At 58.5% G+C, this 20,365-nt stretch carries 17 protein-coding genes; 7 read left to right on the forward strand and 10 right to left on the reverse strand.

Annotated features, from left to right (window positions below; genetic code table 11):
- The first annotated feature begins 20 nt into the window (after positions 1-20).
- The gene (locus KW403_RS14795) at positions 21-974 is read left to right on the forward strand and encodes a DMT family transporter (protein ID WP_223020216.1); all 954 of its coding nucleotides are present in this window, start codon (positions 21-23) and stop codon (positions 972-974) included.
- On the opposite strand, the gene KW403_RS14800 is transcribed toward KW403_RS14795, so the two are convergent.
- Positions 969-1,787 (reverse strand): helix-turn-helix domain-containing protein, encoded by an 819-nt coding sequence (locus KW403_RS14800; RefSeq protein ID WP_223020217.1) that lies wholly within the window; start codon positions 1,785-1,787, stop codon positions 969-971. The genes KW403_RS14795 and KW403_RS14800 overlap by 6 nt on opposite strands.
- A 136-nt stretch (positions 1,788-1,923) precedes the next feature.
- Here KW403_RS14800 and KW403_RS14805 point away from each other — a divergent pair, with 136 nt between their 5' ends.
- Positions 1,924-2,313: a hypothetical protein gene (locus KW403_RS14805; RefSeq protein WP_223020218.1), complete on the forward strand. Its 390-nt coding sequence runs from the start codon at positions 1,924-1,926 to the stop codon at positions 2,311-2,313.
- 43 nt (positions 2,314-2,356) lie between these two features.
- On the opposite strand, the gene KW403_RS14810 is transcribed toward KW403_RS14805, so the two are convergent.
- The 4 genes from KW403_RS14810 to KW403_RS14825 form a co-directional block, all read right to left on the reverse strand.
- Positions 2,357-3,241 carry a hypothetical protein gene (locus tag KW403_RS14810; RefSeq protein ID WP_223020219.1) on the reverse strand — a complete coding sequence of 295 codons (885 nt, stop codon included), beginning with the start codon at positions 3,239-3,241 and terminating at the stop codon, positions 2,357-2,359.
- An 82-nt stretch (positions 3,242-3,323) separates the two neighbouring features.
- Positions 3,324-4,190 carry a uracil-DNA glycosylase gene (locus KW403_RS14815; RefSeq protein WP_378596111.1) on the reverse strand — a complete coding sequence of 289 codons (867 nt, stop codon included), beginning with the start codon at positions 4,188-4,190 and terminating at the stop codon, positions 3,324-3,326.
- Positions 4,191-4,219: 29 nt separating this feature from the next.
- Entirely contained in the window at positions 4,220-4,786 is a 567-nt protein-coding gene (locus KW403_RS14820) for a hypothetical protein (RefSeq protein WP_246637800.1), read from the reverse strand.
- A gap of 90 nt (positions 4,787-4,876) precedes the next feature.
- A complete protein-coding gene (locus KW403_RS14825; protein ID WP_246637801.1) occupies positions 4,877-5,494 on the reverse strand; it encodes a DUF2585 family protein in 618 nt (205 codons plus the stop codon).
- 266 nt (positions 5,495-5,760) lie between these two features.
- Here KW403_RS14825 and KW403_RS14830 point away from each other — a divergent pair, with 266 nt between their 5' ends.
- Both KW403_RS14830 and KW403_RS14835 read left to right on the forward strand, forming a co-directional pair.
- Entirely contained in the window at positions 5,761-7,443 is a 1,683-nt protein-coding gene (locus tag KW403_RS14830) for an electron transfer flavoprotein-ubiquinone oxidoreductase (RefSeq protein ID WP_223020220.1), read from the forward strand.
- 5 nt (positions 7,444-7,448) lie between these two features.
- On the forward strand, positions 7,449-8,300 hold the full coding sequence (locus KW403_RS14835; protein ID WP_246637802.1) for a methyltransferase domain-containing protein: 852 nt from the start codon (positions 7,449-7,451) through the stop codon (positions 8,298-8,300).
- On the opposite strand, the gene KW403_RS14840 is transcribed toward KW403_RS14835, so the two are convergent.
- The 3 genes from KW403_RS14840 to KW403_RS14850 all read right to left on the reverse strand — a co-directional run bounded on the left by KW403_RS14840 (position 8,297) and on the right by KW403_RS14850 (position 11,297).
- The gene (locus KW403_RS14840) at positions 8,297-9,316 is read right to left on the reverse strand and encodes an endonuclease/exonuclease/phosphatase family protein (protein ID WP_246637803.1); all 1,020 of its coding nucleotides are present in this window, start codon (positions 9,314-9,316) and stop codon (positions 8,297-8,299) included. The genes KW403_RS14835 and KW403_RS14840 overlap by 4 nt on opposite strands.
- A 69-nt stretch (positions 9,317-9,385) precedes the next feature.
- A complete protein-coding gene (locus KW403_RS14845) occupies positions 9,386-10,885 on the reverse strand; it encodes an AMP nucleosidase (RefSeq protein WP_223020221.1) in 1,500 nt (499 codons plus the stop codon).
- Positions 10,886-11,126: 241 nt separating this feature from the next.
- The gene (locus tag KW403_RS14850) at positions 11,127-11,297 is read right to left on the reverse strand and encodes a hypothetical protein (protein ID WP_223020222.1); all 171 of its coding nucleotides are present in this window, start codon (positions 11,295-11,297) and stop codon (positions 11,127-11,129) included.
- Positions 11,298-11,522: 225 nt separating this feature from the next.
- Here KW403_RS14850 and KW403_RS14855 point away from each other — a divergent pair, with 225 nt between their 5' ends.
- Entirely contained in the window at positions 11,523-12,227 is a 705-nt protein-coding gene (locus KW403_RS14855) for a glutathione S-transferase family protein (RefSeq protein WP_223020223.1), read from the forward strand.
- Between the two features lie 193 nt (positions 12,228-12,420).
- Here KW403_RS14855 and KW403_RS14860 read toward each other — a convergent pair whose 3' ends face one another.
- Positions 12,421-12,765 carry a DUF2147 domain-containing protein gene (locus KW403_RS14860; RefSeq protein ID WP_223020224.1) on the reverse strand — a complete coding sequence of 115 codons (345 nt, stop codon included), beginning with the start codon at positions 12,763-12,765 and terminating at the stop codon, positions 12,421-12,423.
- Between the two features lie 662 nt (positions 12,766-13,427).
- On the opposite strand from KW403_RS14860, the gene KW403_RS14865 reads away from it, so the two are divergent.
- Positions 13,428-13,694 carry an SEL1-like repeat protein gene (locus KW403_RS14865; protein WP_223020225.1) on the forward strand — a complete coding sequence of 89 codons (267 nt, stop codon included), beginning with the start codon at positions 13,428-13,430 and terminating at the stop codon, positions 13,692-13,694.
- A 76-nt stretch (positions 13,695-13,770) separates the two neighbouring features.
- Here KW403_RS14865 and KW403_RS14870 read toward each other — a convergent pair whose 3' ends face one another.
- Entirely contained in the window at positions 13,771-15,726 is a 1,956-nt protein-coding gene (locus tag KW403_RS14870) for an acetyl/propionyl/methylcrotonyl-CoA carboxylase subunit alpha (RefSeq protein ID WP_223020226.1), read from the reverse strand.
- Positions 15,727-16,562: 836 nt separating this feature from the next.
- Here KW403_RS14870 and KW403_RS14875 point away from each other — a divergent pair.
- Complete coding sequence (locus KW403_RS14875) at positions 16,563-20,279, forward strand: SRPBCC family protein (protein ID WP_246637804.1); 3,717 nt, start codon at positions 16,563-16,565, stop codon at positions 20,277-20,279.
- Positions 20,280-20,365: the final 86 nt, after the last annotated feature.

The following is a 20,365-nucleotide window of genomic DNA, read 5'->3' on the forward strand; positions in this document are numbered from 1 at the left end:
GGCCTTATAGGAAAAACATCATGCCCGCTGAGACCGAAGTCGGTGCTGAAAGCAAACCACTGATCGGCATCACGCTGAAGGTTATTTCGGTCTCGGTTTTTGTTATGATGTCCTCGCTGATCAAGTCGGCGGGGATGGTCCCCTCGGGCCAGATCGTCTTTTTTCGCTCCTTTTTTGCGATATTCCCGATCATCGCTATGCTTGCCTGGCGGCGGGAGTTGGCAACCGCTTTTCGCACCAGACATCCCGTCAGCCACATCATGCGCGGTCTGGTGGGGGTGACCTCTATGGGGCTTGGCTTCTTCGCGCTGACACGATTGCCTCTGCCCGATGCGATCACACTCAACTACGCCCAGCCGCTCATTGTTGTCGTTTTCTCGGCCATTTTCATGGGCGAGGTGGTTCGCATTTACCGCTGGAGCGCCGTTGCAGTCGGCTTTCTGGGGGTTATCATCATCGCCTGGCCGAAACTGACCCTTCTGACCGGAAACGCCGGCCTTGAGGCGGCCGAAGCGGTGGGGGTCATCGCTGCCCTGTGCGGCGCGACCGGCTCTGCCGTCGCAATGCTTCTGGTCCGGCGTCTCGTTCAAACAGAGAAGACGGCCACCATCGTTTTGTGGTTCTCGGTGACGGCCACCGTGCTCTCCCTGTTCACCATTCCTTTCGGATGGGCGGAATTATCGCGCGGTCAATATCTCGCCTTGGCGGGCGCGGGCATTTGCGGCGGGATGGCGCAAATTCTGATGACAGAGTGCTATCGTCATGCGGAACTCTCCACGATTGCTCCTTTCGAATACACGTCGATGCTTCTGGCCATTGTCATTGGTTACTTCGCTTTCGGCGACGTGCCGACCCTTTACACCCTGGTAGGCGGAATGATCGTGATCGGAGCCGGGCTCTTCATCATCTGGCGCGAGCGCCGCCTTGGCCTCAGGCGGGTCGCTGCCCGCCGTTTCGTGCCGCCTTCCTCATGAGCCTCGGCTCTGAACCTGTCGCAAAAAGCCAGCCGTTTCTGGGTCGGCCGGAAAAAAGCTTTCAATGGCAAGTTCCGACAGTGTCACGTCGAGCGGTGTTCCGAACACCGTCGTCGTGGTGATGAAGGAGAGTTCGGTAGTTCGCAGGCGCAAGCGCAGCGGGACAGCAATCATGTCTGTCGGGTTGGTTTTGGGGGGCGGGCCGGTCTTTTCGACTGGATAGGCCGCCAACTCCTTCTCCAGTGCCGTCAGTTGCGGATCGGCTGTCTGGTCGATCAGGTGACGCAACCGTTCCAGCACATGCGCACGCCATGCAGGCAGGTTGATGATGCTCGGCGCAAGCCCCTCGGGATGCAAGCTGAGGCGCAAAACGTTTACGGGCGGCTTTAGCAGGTCCGCATTGATCACACCCTCTAGCAGAGGCGCGATGGCTTGGTTTGCTGCGACCATCGTCCAATGCCGGTCGATCGCGATGGCCGGGTTGGGCGCGTGGCCATCAAGCACCGCCTGCACCACCTCCATTGCCGGTTTCAAATCCGGGTCGTGAAGATCGCGTTCTGAGAAACCGGGCGCATAGCCTGAGGCAAGGAGGATGCGATTGCGCTGACGAAGCGGAATGGAAAGGCTTTCCGACAAAAGCAGAACCATGTCCCGCGAGGGGTTGGAGCGGCCCCGTTCCAGGAAACTGAGATGGCGTTGGGAAATGCCCGCCTCCAGCGCCAGATGGAGCTGGCTCATGCGCCGACGCTCACGCCACTCCCTGATCAGCGTACCCGCGTTCGTTTTTGCTGCCGTGGTGATGTTTGTCTTCATGGGAAGACTGTAGAGTCAACTGGCATGCATTTCCATTACCTCGCAGGTAGTCGCCAGACAGCGCTCCATGGCTCACTTTCCAGCTTCCAGGTCGATCCGCGACCAGCCACGAAAAGTCTGAAGAAAGGAAGCCGTCATGCCATTCACCCTTACGCCCGCGCTCAGAAGAACACTCCATCTGGATGCCATGATGAGTGGTGCCGCAGCACTTCTGCTTGTCTTCGCTGCTGCACCGCTGTCGCGCCTCCTCGCATTGCCCGAAGAGCTCCTATTCTGGGCCGGCGTGATACTGGTGACATTCGTCGTGATGCTGTTGGTGATTGCGGCGCGGAAGGTACTGCCCCGCCTGCTTCTGATGGATGTGGTCCTGCTCAACGCGGTCTGGGCGGTGTTGAGCTTTGCGTTGCTGGCAAGTGGGTGGGTTTCTCCCAATCTGCTCGGCATGGTGTTCGTCAGCGCTCAGGCCTGCGCGGTAGCCTTATTCGCCCTGCTTCAGTTTGCTGCGATGCGTGAGGCGCAAAGCTGAAAGGAGCAGGACCGCGCAGCGGCGCGGCCCGGCGGTTCTGCCGTTAAAAGTCGAGATAGGGCGCAGCTGTCCAGAGCGGACCATTGCGCTCTTCATCTTTCAGGCTGGTTGAGCCGAAATGATAACGAAAGCCGGCGACGATGCCGTGGGAGGTTGTGTCACCGGCAGGCACATCGCCAGAAGTCATCGAGGATGACCGGAACCGGTATCCGCCGAACGCGGTTATCGGCTTGTCAGAAAGCCGGTAATTGGCGGCCGTGGAAATCGAGTAGGTTTTTCGTACGGTATCTTCGTTCACCAATCGCTCGAAGCCCGCATCGAGATCGAAACGCAGGTTGTCGGTCTGATAGTATCGTGCACCAATCAGCCCATTGAGCTTGGATGCGTCTTCCCCTTCCAGTTGCGCCGCTTCCACGCCGATTTGGCCCAGAACGGTGGACTGGCTGAGAAAAACGGCACCTTCCAATCCAACTGCGATTTCCTTGGGCCCCAATGCCAGGGTTTCGCTGGAGATTCGCTCATACTGCCCATAAAGGCCAAGAGCAAAGCGGTCAGGATTGCGATAGTAGGTGTGAGCACCGAACTCGATGGACTGATCGGTAAGATCCTCGAATTTCAGATTTTCGAACCGGCCATCGAGCTGGATATTGAAGCGTTCCCCTATCGGCAGGTTCGCCACGCCGCGCAGGCCCCAGCCGCTGGTTTTAGCAGTGTCTTCTTCAAAATGGGCCTTGCCCAGTGCCGAGTTCAACTCGACGAAGCCGGAAAAGTGCGGGCTGAACTCCAGCAGCAAAGGTGCTTTCTCGACGTTCGGCGGAACCGGGACATCTAAAGTCACCAAGTCCGCGCCAGAAGCGGGGTACGATCCGTTGATGAGGAAAGTGAAAATTAAGAACAGGTGCCCCCCGGACGTGACGCGAACATACATGCTCGACTCCGGGACGTTGTTATGAGGCGCAATCGTGAGCCAACAGGGTTAATGCAGACTTAACGCGCGCGCTTCTTTCGCCTTAGTGAGCGCTTTCCAGCTTCAGTTTGATCTGCAGAAAATCCTGCCAGGCAAGCTTTTTGTGGGCCGGATTTCGCAGGAGATATGCGGGGTGGAGCGTTGGCATGGTGGGGATGTCGAGGCCAGACGGCGTCTTGTGCATCGCCCAGTTGCCACGCATCCGCATGATACCGGTCTGCGTGTTAAGCAGCAGCTTGGTTGAGGGATTCCCGAGCGTCACCAGAACTTTGGGCGCAACAAGCTCTATATGCCGTTCGATGAACGGGCGGCAGATTTCCGTTTCCAGAGGGGAGGGATCCCGATTGCCGGGCGGCCGCCACGGGATCACGTTGGAAATATAGACGGAGGTGCGGTCGAGACCGATGGCCGCCAGCATGCGATCCAGCAGCTTGCCGGAGCGACCGACGAAGGGGAGCCCTTGAATGTCCTCGTCGCGACCCGGTGCCTCGCCGACGAACATCACGCTGGCCTGAGGATTTCCGTCGGCGAAAACGGTGTTTTTCGCCGTGGTCTTCAGATTGCAGCCATCGAAGGTGGAGAGCAAATCGCGCAGCGCATCCAGACTTTCCGCATTCTTGGCGATCTCACGCGCGCGCGCTGCCTGCGCATCGTCGGGCACCGCGGCTTTGACTGCGGCCGGAGCGGCAGGGTTAGGCTGCCTGGTCGCCACTGGTTTCTGCTGCGTTGGCTGCTGTCGTTGCGCCGCTCTTTTCTCCGCCTCCGCACGCGTTTCCTGAAAACGGTCGGGCGCTTCATCCAAAAGGGGCTCGTCCACGCCGGCATCGGCATAGAAGGTCAGAAGCTCCCTTAGTCCAGCGGAATCCATCGCGTCCGGTATCCTGAGCGTCGGCGGGGTGAAAGAAAGCATTTTCTCTTTCTTTGCCGCTGGTTGCAAGGTCAGGAAGCGGGAATGCGCGGGTCCTGTACCAAATAAAACACCGGCTTGGGTGTCAGGTCGGTGATCAGTAGCCGAAATGTCACGGAATGACCTGCGTTGACCGTGCCCGCCTGGAACAGAAGCCTGTCATAGGGTTCGAGTTTGCGATCATGCGTGGCGAACGTATCGGAGCCGATGCGCTCGGATCCCACATTCCTCTGATCGAAAGAGAGCCCGTCTCCATACACGCTCGAGACGCCGCGCAACTCTTGAAGCTCGAATTCAAACTCGACCCAAGGCAGGTTGCTTGCATTGAGCGTGTCGATCTCGATGAAGAGATAGCCCGTTCCCGCCCTTTCGTCATAGGCATATCGCGGGACCTCCCCGCTGGCCCGGATCACCAGCACGACGGCAGACGCCGTGTAAAGCTCCTGCTGGAGAAGCACGGGATCGCCGCGCGAACCTGTGCCTGAAACAGCCAGAATGCGAAATCCGCCGAGTTCATCGGAAAAGGAATAAGGGCCGGCCTGCCAACGCCCGTCATCTCCCGGCCCCGCGCCCAGAAGGACAGCGAGCAGAGGGAGCAAGACTATGGACGCGGTTCGGGGCAGGGCAGCACCTCCCTTCCTTCCGCATTATACCGTCATTTCACGTTCCGGAGAACGAAAAAGCATGCCTCAGCCGCCCGTCTGCCAACTGGAGATGGCTTCGGATGGATAGATCAGCTGGAGAATGTTCAAAGTGAGATTGTCGCGGATCATGACCGCCATGAAAATCTCCGTCACAACCACCAGGAGAATGCTCAGCCAAAGAGGTGAAAAACGTGCGACGAAGAAGCCGGCAATGGTTGCAAGCGTGTCGGAGAGCGAATTGATGACGCTGTCTCCGTAATATCCCTGAGCGAGTGCGGATTCGCGGTAGCGATTGATGACCATTGGCGTGTTTTCCGCCATCTCCCACGCTGCTTCCAGCCCTACAGCAAGCGCGAGGCGATAACCGAGCGGCATGCGTGGGGCGATGAGCCAAAGAAGGCCATAGAAGAGCAGACCGTGCAGAAAGTGCGAATAGGTGTACCAGTCCCCGATATGCTGGGAGGTCTCGGGGCCGGAAGGGTCCGAGTACCAGAGCTTCACCGTGCCGCAGTCACAGATTGTTGTCTGTCCCATGAGTTTCAGGAACAGCGCCTGAATGGCAAGGACAGCGAGAACGCAGAAAGCGGTCACGGCGACCGGTCTCTGCCTGTAGGCCCTCAGCAGCGGGTTCTCCGGTAGACTCACTTCCTGTCCCCCAATCATGAAACAAGCTGAAACTGCGTGGATTCGATCCGGGAGGCAAACAGGAATTGCCTGCGTGCTGGTTCTGATTTATTTACGTTTACGTTAAAGTAATATTGGAAGGCATCAATCAGGAATGGATTGATGCAACTTCTCTGGTTTCGACAGAAGCGCGGATGCGCTATAGCCCGGCGTTGAAACCGTTATGCGGGACTGATGGGTATCCGGATCGCGCCGGCACCGGACGTGAGCAGGGCGCGCGAGAGAAAAAGACTGCGGAGGGTGGAATGAGCGAAGTGGAACGCGAAAGCATGGAATTCGATGTGGTCATCGTCGGCGCAGGTCCGGCGGGGCTGACCGCGTCCATTCGGCTCAAGCAGCTGAATCCGGAGCTTTCCGTCGTCGTTCTCGAAAAAGGCGGCGAGGTGGGTGCGCACATCCTGTCGGGTGCTGTCGTCGATCCCATCGGCATCGACCGGCTTTTGCCGGAGTGGCGCGACGATCCCGATCACCCGTTCAAGACACCCGTGACCGACGATCAGTTTCTGGTTCTCGGGCCGGCGGGTTCTCTGCGGATTCCCAATTTCCTGATGCCGCCACTGATGAACAATCACGGCAACTACGCCGTCTCGCTCGGCAATGTCTGCCGCTGGCTTGCGGGCCATGCAGAGGGGCTCGGCGTTGAGATCTATCCAGGCTTCGCTGCTGCCGAAGTGCTCTACAATGACGAGGGTGCGGTCATTGGCGTCGCGACCGGCGATATGGGCGTGGAACGCGATGGCTCGCACGGCCCCAACTACCAGCCCGGCATGGCGCTTCTTGGCAAATATGTCCTGATCGGCGAGGGCGTGCGCGGTTCGCTTGCCAAGCAACTCATCGAGAAATTCGGCCTTGCCGAGGATCGCGAGCCGCAGAAGTTCGGCATCGGCCTGAAAGAGCTTTGGGAGGTGAAACCGGAGAATCACAAGCCGGGCCTTGTGCAACACTCCTTCGGCTGGCCGCTTGACATGAAAACCGGCGGCGGCTCCTTCCTCTACCATCTGGAAAACAATCAGGTGGCGGTCGGCTTCGTGGTTCACCTGAACTACAAGAACCCGTTCCTCTCACCCTTCCAGGAATTTCAGCGTTTCAAGACGCATCCCGCGATCAGCAAGACGTTTGAAGGCGGAAAGCGCATCTCCTATGGTGCGCGCGCCATCACCGAGGGCGGCTATCAGTCGGTTCCGAAACTGGTCTTTCCGGGCGGAGCCCTCATTGGCTGCTCGGCAGGCTTCGTCAACGTGCCCCGGATCAAGGGTTCCCACAATGCGGTGCTCTCGGGCATGCTCGCCGCCGAACATGCCGCGGAAGCGCTGGGCGCGGGGCGGGGCAACGACACGCTGGAGGGCTATGAGGTAGCATGGCGCGCCTCCGACATCGGCAAGGACCTGAAGAAGGTCCGCAACGTCAAGCCGCTCTGGTCGCGCTTCGGAACGCTTCTGGGCGTCGGCATGGGCGGTTTCGACATGTGGATGAACTCGCTGTTCGGCTTCTCGCTGTTCGGCACGCTGAAACACGGGAAGACCGACGCCGCATCGCTGGAGCCGGCTGCAAATCACAAGCCCATCGATTATCCCAAACCCGATGGCGTGCTCACCTTCGACCGTCTTTCCTCGGTCTTTCTCTCCAACACCAACCATGAAGAAGAGCAGCCCGTTCATCTTCAGGTGAAGGACATGGAACTGCAGAAGTCGTCGGAATATGCCGTCTATGCAGGTCCGTCCTCGCGCTATTGTCCGGCGGGTGTCTATGAGTGGGTGGATGGTGACGGCAATGCGCTCACGGATGGCAGCGACGTGGCCGATGCCCGTTTCGTCATCAACGCGCAGAACTGCGTCCACTGCAAGACCTGCGACATCAAGGATCCCAACCAGAATATCAACTGGGTGCCGCCGCAGGGTGGCGAGGGACCCGTTTACACAGGGATGTAACACCATTGTCCAAGCACGAGGAAGCACCCGTCAACACCAGTGCCATCGACGAGGAGGCATTGGCGGAGGCCTATAACCGTGCTCTTGCACTTGAAAAGGCCGGCGATCTCGGCGCCGCTGCTACCGCTTATCGGGAGGTGCTGGCACTCGACCCGGCCGACCATGGCGGTGCGGCGGTGCGGCTTGCCTCTATGGGGCGGGGCGAAACGCCTACCCGGGCTTCGGAAGCTTATGTGGCGACACTTTTTGACCAGCACGCCGGCGCGTTCGAGAGCATCCTCGTCGACCAGTTGGGTTATGACGTGCCGGCCTTGACCCGCAAGGCGCTGGAGGAGGTCGCTCCGGGCCCCTACGGCCGCATGCTGGATCTCGGCTGCGGAACGGGGCTCGCCGGCGAGGTCTTGCGCGATATCGCTGATCACATCACCGGCGTTGACCTGTCGGAAATGATGATCGAGGTCACCGACGAAAAGGAAGTTTACGACGCGCTTTATGTGGGCGACGCGGTGGACTTTCTTCATCACGCGGATGTCGACCCCTTCGACCTGATCACTGCAACCGACGTTCTACCCTATCTGGGTGATCTGGAAGCCTTCTTCGCCGGCGCTGCGGAGCTTTCGGTTGAAGGTGCGGTGTTGGCCTTTTCAAGCGAGACCTTGCCGGACGATGTGCTCTCCGGGCGAGCCTTCATGGTCGGGCCGCATCAGCGCTTCGCCCATTCCGAGGCCTATCTCGCCGACATGCTCTCGAAACATGGCTTTGTCGGCTTGGCCATCGGTGATATCGTCGTGCGGCACGAAATGGGAAAGCCTGTTCCCGGCCATCTGGTCGTCGCGCGGAGAAAGCCGGTCGCTTAGTTCCCGGTTCTTGCAAGCTTGACCTCAAGAACGTCGCCCGGCTGATCGTCGGGCATGATGCAGAATTCGAGCAGAACCGGCAGGTGATCGGACCCCACATCCTCAAGACGCTCGACCGTCAGCGGCACGATGCGGCCCTTGGTGAAAATATTGTCGATAGGAAGTCCCACCAGCCGGCGTATCGCTTCCGGAAGGATGGGCTTCATCCATGTGGGGCCAATGCCGGGCATGAGGTCCATCTGCCCGGCTGCGGCGACGCGGTGGGCTGTCACGCTCCATGGTGTTGCGTTCAGATCGCCGGCCAGAATGGCTGTCCCGGGGAAACGTTCAAGCACCGGCGCGACCCGGCTTACCTGGTGATGCTGCTCGAACGGCCACGGCCAGCCAAGATGCAATGCACCGATCTCCACAGCATCCGCCCCAAGCCGAACGGTCGCCACGGCCATTGAGCCACGGTCATAGCAACCATAGGCGTGGGGATCTGCGAACGGGCGACGTGAAAGTATGGCAACGCCTCCGATGCGCGCCGGCGGTGGACAGATCACGCGATAGGGATAGGTGGCCTTCAGGAACTCAAGCTGATCCACCCACATGCCCGAAACCTCGTTCAGGGTGACGATGTCCGGCTTCGTTCGTCCGATGAGAGAAAAAACCTGCTTGGGTGTGGCGTTGTCATATCGCAAATTGAGTTGAAGGAGCCGGTAGCGTGCCGACGGCGCGTCGGATATCTCCGCCCTTGCCGTCCCGGCTGTTGACTGGAAAGAAAGCAGTGTGGCGCTGAGGGTGGCGATACCGAGCACGGCTCCCGCCGCGCCGACCTGACGCCAGCCTCTCACAAACAGAAGAGGTGCCGCCAAAAGTGCGATCAGCACCGCGAGGTGAAGACGGAAATGCGCCATGGAATCGAGAGCAGGGTGCAGGCGACCCCAGAACCCTGCGACCAGCGGCAGCGAAACCGCAAAAACCCCCAACGCCAGCATGGCCGGCAGGATTGATGCGATCTTCAATTTCTTCATCCCGTTGCGCCCATTGCTCACTGTGTGCCGGCAGAAAAGTTGCGATCCGCGCGTAACCGCATTTTCGGGCTATTGGAAGGCGGTCTCGAAAAAGCTCCGCAATTTGCGCGAATGGAGCCGTTCGGGCGGCATGGCGGCCAGTTTCTCGACGGCCCGCATGCCGATCTTGAGATGTTGTGAAACCTGCCTCTTGTAGAAATCGGTGGCCATGCCCGGCAGCTTCAATTCGCCGTGCAGTGGCTTGTCCGAAACACACAACAAAGTGCCGTAGGGCACGCGGAAGCGGAAGCCGTTGGCCGCAATCGTCGCCGATTCCATGTCGAGCGCGATCGCGCGCGATTGCGAAAGGCGCTGGACCGGTCCACGCTGTTCGCGCAGTTCCCAATTGCGGTTGTCGATGGTGGCAACTGTGCCGGTGCGCATGATGCGCTTCAGTTCATAGCCGGAGAGCCCGGTGATTTCGGCCACCGCTTCCTGAAGCGCCACCTGCACCTCGGCCAGTGCAGGCAGTGGCACCCAGACCGGCAGGTCGTCGTCAAGCACGTGGTCCTCGCGGACATAGGCGTGGGCCAGAACATAGTCGCCAAGCGCCTGCGTGTTTCTCAGGCCGGCGCAATGGCCGAGCATCAACCAGGCGTGTGGGCGAAGCACCGCCACATGGTCGGTGATCGTCTTGGCGTTGGAGGGGCCAACTCCGATATTCACCATGGTGATGCCGGCATGTCCCTCGCGCACCAAATGATAGGCGGGCATTTGCGGGAGACGGGCCGGCGCGCTGGCAGAGGGGCTCGTTTCACCCGCCCGGGTGGTGATGTTGCCAGGTTCCACGAAGGCGGTGTAGCCATTCCCGCCCTCGGCCATCATCTCACGGGCAAGCGCGCAGAACTCGTCAATGTAGAACTGATAGTTCGTGAACAGCACGAAGTTCTGGAAATGCGTCGGTGCCGTGGCCGTGTAGTGCGAAAGGCGATGTAGCGAATAGTCGACACGCTGTGCGGTAAACGGCGCAAGCGGCAGCGGCTCACCGGCCGGAGCCTCGTGTGTGCCGTTGACGATATGATCATCCGTGGCGTTGAGATCGGGTACATCGAAGAGATCGCGCAGCGGCCGCTTCAGCCGGTCAGCGATGGACCCTTCCACATAGGTGTCCTGAAGAAACGCAAAATGCAGCGGTATCGGTGTCTCCGACTCGGAGATGGTGATGGGCACGCCGTGGTTGCGGATCACGAGGCTCAGCTGGTCGATGAGGTAATCTTCAAAGAGATCGGGCCGCGTGATCGTGGTGGCATAAACACCCGGCGCCGCCACATGGCCATAGGCGAGTCGCGTATCGATCTGGGCATAGGAACCGGTGGCAAGGCTGACTTCGGGATAGAAGGCGCGAAAGCGACGGTCGCTCTCTCCTTCCTTTGCTACCTGCGCAAAGGCCTCGCGCAGGAATGCGGTGTTGCGCTCATAAAGCGCCCTCAATGCCGCGACGGCTTCGCGAGCATCGGTAAAGCTTTTCCGGGCAAAAGGCTCGGGGCTTGAAATCGTCTGAATAGGCTGAGGGTATATTCTATGTTCCATGGCCTTTTATATGGATATTCTTGTTCTTCTCAAGGCCTGAGCCTACCTTGAACGTTTCAGGCTGACCATCAAAACAAGGCCGGCGCCACTCGAACGTTCATAATCCCCTTCAATGATGTTTTCATTGCCGGCACGGACGTTCTGGACCGCAAGCAGGGGGGAGCCGACCAGGGCGGCAAACATCAATCCCCGGGCCATGTGTGTGATCGTCCGCATCGTTTCGTACCTCAACTTGAGCTGTTCAGCGCAGCGCTGTTGTACCGCAAAGGGCGGCCTGCTCCGCGGAGCAGGAGAACGGCCGATTGTCCTGCCAGGGATCGGAAGGCCTGCTGGCCTCTGCGACCAGTATGGCGAGCCCCATGCCAAAGAAGGCGGTGATCAGGCAGACAATTGAAAAGCGGCGCATCAGCATTGGTTCGTCCTCAGTGTCGACATCACTGTGGCAGACGCGGACTGAACCGATACTGAGAGTGGTATTCATCCAGGGTTCAGCAGTGTTAACGCCGACACTATGAACAGATAACGGATCGTTTACTGGCAGACGCGTTGCAAAGTCGGCATCCGGTGCTTACTTGCCCGGGTATTGCCGCAATCCTCCCCCGACCGCGCGGCGTCCAACTCCAGGAGGCAACAAAGCATGACCACCCAGACCAAGCCGATTGAGCTCCACTACTGGCCGACGCCCAACGGCTGGAAAATCACCATCTACCTTGAAGAGACCGGGCTTCCCTATGATGTCCACTATGTGAACATCGGCAAAGGTGAACAGTTCGAACCCTCCTTCCTCAAGATTGCACCCAACAACCGCATGCCGGCGATCATCGATCCTGAAGGTCCGGGCGGCGAACCGATCTCCGTTTTCGAATCCGGCGCTATCCTCCAGTATCTCGGTCGAAAGACGGGCAAGTTCTATCCGACCGACGAACGGGCGCGCGTAGAGGTTGATCAATGGCTTTTCTGGCAGATGGGTGGTCTCGGCCCCATGGCCGGCCAGGCGCATCATTTCCGCAAATACGCCCCAGAGAAGATCGCGTACGGTATCGACCGCTACACCAACGAGGTCAATCGTCTCTACGGTGTGATGAACAAGCGCCTGGCGGACCGGCCGTTCCTTGCCGGCGATGACTATACGATCGCAGACATGGCGAGCGTAGGCTGGGTGAAGCCCTATGAACAGCAGGGGCAGGACTTGAACGATTTCCCGAATCTCAAGCGTTGGTTCGAGACCATCATGGCACGTCCTGCGGTGGCGCGTGCGCTCGAGGTCGGTCAGGAGTATCGGCGCAATATCGCCGAGGACAAGGAAGCCCAGAAGGTGCTCTTCGGGCAGCGCGCGAGCTGACCCTAGGCTAAGCGCTTCAGGCAGGGCGGATTCCGGGCTGCCTTCCTGCGCTGACGATATGATCCAGCTGAGATTGAGATGCGACGCGACCATCTCATCGCAAACGCCCCCCGCGCTTTCCGCAGGGAGAAAGCTTGGGGGGCGACTGGAGATAGCGTTCGTTATGTGACTGGCGAACCGGGGCGCGCCCACCTCAAAGGCGCGACCACGTCTGGTTTCTGCAAATCAGGCCTCCCAGAACACAACCACCCATTTTGAGACTGTTGCCGGAAAGCGTACCCTTGCCTGAATAGGTCTTGTCGTTGGCCGGGTCGGTGATCTTGCCGGTATATTTGCTGCCGCCGGCTGTCTGAAATGTCCCGATCTTCTTGCCCGCATGCTTGCCGCTTTTCAGCGTGATGCAATAGGAGCCGCCGCAGGGTGCGATCTGCGCGGTCGCACCGGACTCCGTGCGCCAATTCCCTTCGATGGGGTCAGCCGAGGCGATTCCGCCAGTCAAAAGCAGCGCTGCGCCGCTCAGAACAAGTCTGCCAATCATCACTCTTCCTCCCAATGATGTTGCAAGCGCAGCTTACGCAAACGTAAACGTAATACAACTGATTTCTACGTGCCTATCTTCAGTGAAGCCTTGTAGCGCGCAGGTGAGGGCTGCCTTGGAGCGCGGGAAGGCAAGACGGTGGGGGCGTTCTCCATGATCTGCACCTGGCTGCACGTGTCGCCGACCATATCGTCTTCTTTCGCGGGGGCGAACTGGCCGGCTCAGGCCTGGTGGAGGAGGTCTTCCGCCAAGACCTGATCGAAAGTGTGTTCCGAATCGAATGTACCGTGCGGCAGGAAGAAATGTCTCAACGGTCCTTCTGAGTGCCCATCGCTGCCTGCCCGGGACGTCGCGATCGCCTGGTTCAGGACAAGAATTTTCAGAAAATGCTTCGTCAAAGCGTTTCGCATGGTTATCAAAACCTTGCTGCGGCCGTTAACGGTTTGAGCTTGCCCGTCTGTCCAAAACCCAAGCCCGGCAGGGCTTTGCGATGCTTAACAAAAACAGACATTTACTGAAAATTTGAACTTTGTTTTCTTCAAATTAAGCACAAGATTTAACGGCGATTTCAGCCGTACCCTGCATTCTCGAAAGCATCGAAGGGCTCGCCCGAAAGGGACAAAACAAAAGGCTCTCGGGAGTAAAAACAGGGATCTTGAATTATGGCACGTTACGATGTTCAGGAAGCAGGCTTCGGTACGGCTGGTTCGTCCACTCAGGCCGACGTGCTGTTTCAACTTGGAATGATGTATGCGACCGGTCGCGATTGCGATGTCGATCTTGTGGCCGCGCACAAATGGTTCAACATTGCAGCCATCAAGGGGTCTGAACGTGCGGCTGAGCTGCGCTCGGAACTGGCGGCCGGCATGTCCAAGCCGGAGCTGGCAAAAGCGCTGCGCGATGCCCGCGAATGGATGACGATGCACTGATGCGGTGGGGGGCGGACCGTTCAGGGCCCGGCCTGAAATCGGCCGGGTCCTGAGCGCAAGGCATCATCACCACACGCTATTCCGCTTCCTGAAAGCGGACGAGCATGGCTCCATCGTTGACCTGTGCACCCTCAGCCGCGATTTCGGCGACGATACCATCATGCGGTGCGGCAATGGTATGCTCCATCTTCATGGCTTCAAGCACCAGGAGTGGCTGGCCTTTTCTCACCGCATCGTTCACCGCGGCACGGACCAGCTTCACCAGACCGGGCATTGGTGCTCTTAGTCTATCACCAGCCCCGCTTTCCTCAGCGGATTGAAGACGGTCCGGCACTCTCAATGTAACCGCATCAGCACCCTCAAAGACTGTTACATGACCGGGCCAGGAGGCAATGCGGATCGGATCGTCGCGCCGCACGATGATGGGCTGGTCTGATGGATCATTGCCAAGGCGAATGGCCAGGGCCCCATCTGCCTGAGCCGAAACGCGCGCTTCCAGAAGTTGCTCATCATGCACCACAGTCCGCTTGTGAACGAGCGAGCTGAAATGGCCATATCCCGCGATAGCCGAGAATGGATCGTTCGGCCGATCAGAGGGCTCGGCCATGGACGTTGCTGCAATGGCTGCTGCCAAATGTCTTTCCTGTAGAGGTGCGGTTTTGGTCAGCACATCTTGTTTGCGACCGATCAATCCCGTTTCCAGGCGACCGGCATAAAAATCATCGTCACGCAACAGACGCGCCAGAAAACCGAGATTGACGGTGGAGCCGGCAATTTCGGTTTGTTCGAGCGCGGTCGCCAGTCCGTCAACAGCGCCCGCCCGGGTCGGGGCATGGACGATCAGCTTCGCAATCATCGGATCGTAGAAGGGAGTTATGGCATCTTTCTCCGCAACACCGGCATCTACGCGCAGCGTTGCGGTGTCGAGCCTGTCGGGAAAATGCAAATGGTGCAACGTTCCCGTGGCCGGAAGAAAATCCCGTGTCGCATCCTCCGCGTAAAGACGCGCTTCGACCGCGTGGCCGGCGAGGGTGATCTCTTCCTGGGTGCGGGGCAGGGGCTCGCCTGCAGCCACCCGCAGCTGCCACTCGACCAGGTCCACGCCTGTGACCATCTCCGTCACCGGGTGCTCCACTTGCAACCGCGTGTTCATTTCCATGAACCAGAAGCGATCCGGTCGCAGCCCGTCCGAAGCGTCGACAATGAACTCGATCGTGCCGGCGCCGCTATAGGAAATGGCCTTGGCCGCCTTCACGGCCGCTTCCGTCATGGCTATACGCGTTTCCTCGTTCATCCCAGGCGCAGGTGCCTCCTCGATCACCTTTTGATGCCGGCGCTGGGCTGAGCAATCGCGTTCGAAGAGGTGGACAGCATGACCGTGCTTGTCCCCGAAAACCTGCACCTCGATATGCCGGGGGGACTGGATGTATTTCTCGACCAGCATGCGCTCGTCGCCGAACGCTGCCTTTGCTTCGCGTTGAGCGGCCGCCAGCGCGTCGGGAAACGCATCGGGGTCGGAAACCAGACGCATGCCCTTGCCTCCGCCGCCCGCGCGCGCCTTGATCAAAACCGGATAGCCGATTTCATTGGCCTTGGAGGCAAGGGCGACAAGCGCCTGAGTGTCGCCATGATAGCCGGGCACCACCGGCACTCCGGCTTTCTCCATCAGCCTTTTTGCGGCATCTTTCAGTCCCATTGCGCGAATGGCTTGAGATGACGGACCGACAAATGTCAGCCCAGCTGCCTCCACCTTCTCCACGAAGTCCGGATTTTCCGATAGAAAACCGTAGCCTGGATGGATGGCCTGCGCGCCGGTTTCACGAGCGGCGGCAATGATTTTCTCACCATTGAGATAGCTTTCGGTAGCCGGAGCAGCACCGATGCATATCGCCTGATCAGCGACACGCACATGCAGTGCCCCCCTGTCCGCGTCCGAATAGACAGCCACCGTAGCGATCCCCAGACGTCGTGCGGTCCTGATGACCCGGACGGCAATTTCTCCACGATTGGCAATGAGAATCTTGTCGAACATGCAGAGCGCTCCTCCTACAATTTGAGGGTACCATAAATCGTTGAACTCGGTTTGTGGCGGAAAATTCTGCTGGAAAGCGCGTAGTCTACCGAGGCCCACATTGCCTGCGCCTCGCAGGAGCTTTTCTGGTTTCATATCAAAGTGCTCAAGTGTATCACACGCAGAAATGTGTAAGCCATACAGTATTGATGGTACCAAAAATCGGTAATAATACCCAAAACAACTGCGCAAACGCCCCCCGGATAAAATATGTTTGTTTGGAAATACCGGGATGCCGCTGGGCCCGAAGGGCTGGAAAATGCCTTGCGCGGTGACGACGATCGGCCTTCCGGCACAAGAACCAATGCAGTGTGCAGCATGTTGGGTTTGGCTGGTCCAGGGCGCTCCTCAAAACAGCCGGTTAGCGTTCGTCGCATTTTGATTTTGAAACTCTGTACGCGCGTCTGAGCTGCTCGGGTGGCGAAGCGTTGTGACGCTGAGAAAGCGTGAGTTTTCGGCACACGAGTAGCGAAAAATCTCAGTCTAAAAAGCGGATCGGTGGGTTGTGTCCGCCGCGAACCGTAGCGGCCGCGCGCTGGTCCGCGAGCCGGGGACGTTCGGAGGCGTGAAGCGGAGCAATTCGCTGAATTTGTCAGCAGATAACAGATGGAAATTCCATGATGAAATATTCACCATCCCGCTTTCTGTTCGCCAGTAGTCTTGTGTCGATTTCGACTACTCTGCAAATCGGACCGCTCTTCGCGGCAGACATGCAGGGGACGGAACCTATACCTGAACCGCCAATATACTCTTCCTCACCTCTGCGACAGAACGCCCGCATTGTGGGAGGAGCTCCCGTGGCGGGGACGGTTGGTGGACCCCCTGTGGTCGTTCCAGGAGACGCCACCCCCATATACAAGGGCGACGACCTGCCTCCGCTGATTGATCTCGAAGGCAATTGTGGCGGCGCTCCCTGTCCCGCTGCAATGCGCGGGAAGATGTTGGACAACAGCTCGGTTGGCCGGTTACGGATCGGCGAAAACACAGAACGCGCTGAGCCAAGCGATCGATCAGCCGTTCCGTTTGTGATCTCCGTCGATGGACAGGTTGTCGACGAGAGCGGACACATCACAAATGAAGGCATGTTTGGCGTCTCGCCCGATGCCCGTCCCGTAGACAAACAGCGCAAGACCGACCTCGATCTCAATTCCGTGGATATTCAGATCAAGTTCGACGGGCTTGACACCGAGCCATTGCTCAATGTGTCGACCGTGCCCGTACAACGCATTTTCCGCGAAGGAGAACCGGTTCGATTCTATGCCACTTCCAATTATCCCGCGTTCATCAGCCGAGCGGAAATTCGCATTTTCGAGAGCAATGTTGCCTGGAACAACCGACCTTTGGCAGTCGTCCCCATCAATGTAAATGGCGAGGCTGGCTGGGTCATGCCTGAACGAAGCGGACGCGAGTTTCATTATGTGCTGCGTGTCTACGATACCAAGGGCCGTTTCGACGAAACGGTGCCTATGGGTATCGCCAGCACGCGCGGTGAATTTTTATCCGATTCTGGATATGGTGTGGCTCCCGGCAACGCGGAAGACAGAACTGCTTTTCGGAACATACCAGTCTATGGCGGCGCCATAACGGTTTATGGAAAGAACGTTCCTGAAGGATACGGGATCGTTGCTTTCGACGAACTTGTCCCGCTGGACCCCGACGGGAAATTTGTCACCCAGCGCATTCTGCCTCCAGGGCAACACGTTGTCGATGTTGCTGTTGATGGAGGGTCAAAGTCGGGCGGCCTCTATTTCAGTCGGGACGTGAACATTCCGACCAATGACTGGTTCTATGTTGCTCTTGCAGATTTCACGGTTGGAAAACGAACTGGCGACAGCGGCATCGAGGAAGTGCGGACCGGTGAATTCGACAAGGTGTGGAATTCCGGCCGCTTGGCATTCTATCTCCGCGGTAAAATCAAGGGCAAATTCCTGCTGACGGCGGCCGCTGACACGGGCGAGAACGAGATCAAGAATCTTTTCCGGGATCTCGATGCGAGAGACCCCAGGGAACTTCTCCGCCGCATTGACCCTGACAAATATTACCCCGTCTACGGCGACGATTCCACCTCGGTTGAGGATGCGCCGACCAACGGGAAATTCTACGTGCGCCTGGCACGGGGTGAGAGTCACGTCATGTGGGGCAACTACAAGACCAAGATCTCGGGGACACGCTTCCTGCAGGTGGACCGTGGCCTTTATGGCGCTGAGGTGGTCCTTCGTTCACCGGGCAATACCGCCAACGGGCAACCGAAATTCGAGGCGACGGCCTTTGCCGCCAAACCGGAAACGCTACCGCAGCGCGACGAATTCCTGGGAACAGGTGGTTCGGCCTACTTCCTAAAGCGCCAGCGCATAATCGAAGGCTCGGAAACATTGCATATTGAGTACCGAGACAAGGTGACTGGCCGGGTTATCGAAAGACGCGCGCTGGTGTACGGCGAGGACTACACCATCGATTATCTGCAGGGTGTCGTCATACTTGATGCGCCCCTCTCTTCCGGCTCAGTCGACGATGGAGCGATACGGAATGGAGCTCTGGGCGGATACAAGGCCTACATGGTGGCGCAATATGAATATCGTTCACGCTCCGGTGAAATGGACGACTATGTCTATGGTGGACGTGCGCAGACCTGGCTCGGGAAGCATGTGCGCTTGGGCGCCACAGGCATAAAGGACTCCACAGGTCTGTCAGACCAGAAGGCCTACGGCGCGGACGTCAGGGTTCAACGCTCTGAGGAAACCTATATCGACGGTGAGCTCGCCTACTCGAAGGGCCCCGGCTTTGGCATCTCGCGATCCACGGATGGTGGTTTGTCGTTGTCGGATCAGGATACCGCTGGACGTGAAGGGCTATCGGCGAAGGCTTGGAGTCTGCGTGGTCAGATGGCCTTGAAAGATTTCCGCCTTCTGGGAACCGCCGGCACAATCGGGGGCTATTTCGAACAGAAGGAAGCTGGTTTCTCCAGTGTGACCGAACAGGTGGATGCGGACGAGCGCAGCTGGGGCGCGGAGCTGGAAGTCCCTTTGAGCGCCAGCATGAACATGAAACTTTCATATGACGACTATCAAACCGCAGAAGGGAGAAGTCAGAGTGATGCGGAATTGGAGGTCAGCTACGTCTTCGATGCTTATTGGAAGGCGGCTTTCGGTGTCGCCTATTCCAAGCTCTATTCGCCGGGGGCGATCACATCCGGTAAATCTGGATATGACGGCAGACGCTTGGATGCTGGGTTGCGCGTCGATTACCGGCAAAACGATGATTATCTCTATTATGGTTTTGTTCAGGGCACGGTCGATCGGAAGGGGAATATTTCTAAAAACGATCGCTACGGCGTTGGCGCGGAAGTGCGACTGAGTGAAAAACTTGGCGCCGAGGGTGAGGTGTCTTGGGGCCAGTCAGGAATTGGCGGGCTGGCGGCTCTGACCTATGACCCGACACCTGAAGATCATTACTATATCGGCTATCGGCTTGATCCTGACCGGGCCACTGACGGCAGCTATGGCTATGATCTGCAGGGACGCGACCACGGCGCAGTCGTTGCCGGCGTCAAAAAACGGATGAGTGATGTGGTCTCGGCCTATTCGGAAGCCGATGTCGATCTCTTCGGACGCCGGAACTCCCTGGCTCAGCGATACGGTGTCATCTACACACCCGATGTTGCCTGGACGGTCGATGGCGGTTTCGAGGCCGGCAATATCGAGGATGATCGCGTCAACAGCGCTACCGGAAAGCAATATTCCGATTTCGAACGTTACGCCGGATCGCTTGGCGTGGGATTCAAGGACGAAGAACTGGGTGTCAGCGCTCGCCTTCGTGGTGAAGCCAGGTTGGAACGGTCCGAAGACGAAACACGAAATCGTAACACCTATGTCGTGAGCGCCGGCGCAAGTATGGACCATGATGGTTATGGCAGGGTTCTCGGAAGTGTGGATGCTGTCATCTCGCAAACGCCGGCGGGCACTTACTATAATGGAGATTATATCGAAGGTTCGATGGGATACGCCTATCGCCCCGTGGACAACGATCTGCTGAACGCGTTGTTCAGGTACACCTATCTCTACAATCTTCCAGGCAACGACCAGATCAGCAGCAAGACGCGCTCCACCAACGGACCACTCCAACGCAGCCACATCGTCTCGGCCGATCTGACCTATGACCTCCTCCCGTGGCTGTCCGTCGGCGGCAAATACGGCATGCGGTTGGGCGAGATCCGCACAAGAAGCACCGACGGTAGCGGTTCCATGGGCGATTGGGAAAAATCGTCAGCACATCTGGGTATCCTTCGTGCCGATCTGCATGTGGTCAAGAACTGGGACGCGATGCTCGAAGGCCGGGCCTTCTACCTTCCGGAGATTCAATCGATGGACTATGGCGCTCTCGCTGCCCTCTACAGGCATGTCGGCAACAACTTCAAGGTCGGTGCCGGTTACAATTTCGGGCGCTTCTCAGACGATCTCCGCGACCTCACATTGGATGACCGTGGAGCCTTCCTCAACGTGGTTGGAAAGTTCTGACGCCCGAAGCGGGCGCCGCTCGTGGGGGGAGGCGCCCGCACCCGCTTCTGACAAAGCATCGTGTGTCGTCTTTTCGACAAGGTTGT

The sequence above is a fragment of the Nitratireductor kimnyeongensis genome (genome assembly GCF_019891395.1).
In the GTDB taxonomy this organism is placed as follows: Bacteria; Pseudomonadota; Alphaproteobacteria; order Rhizobiales; family Rhizobiaceae; genus Nitratireductor; species Nitratireductor kimnyeongensis.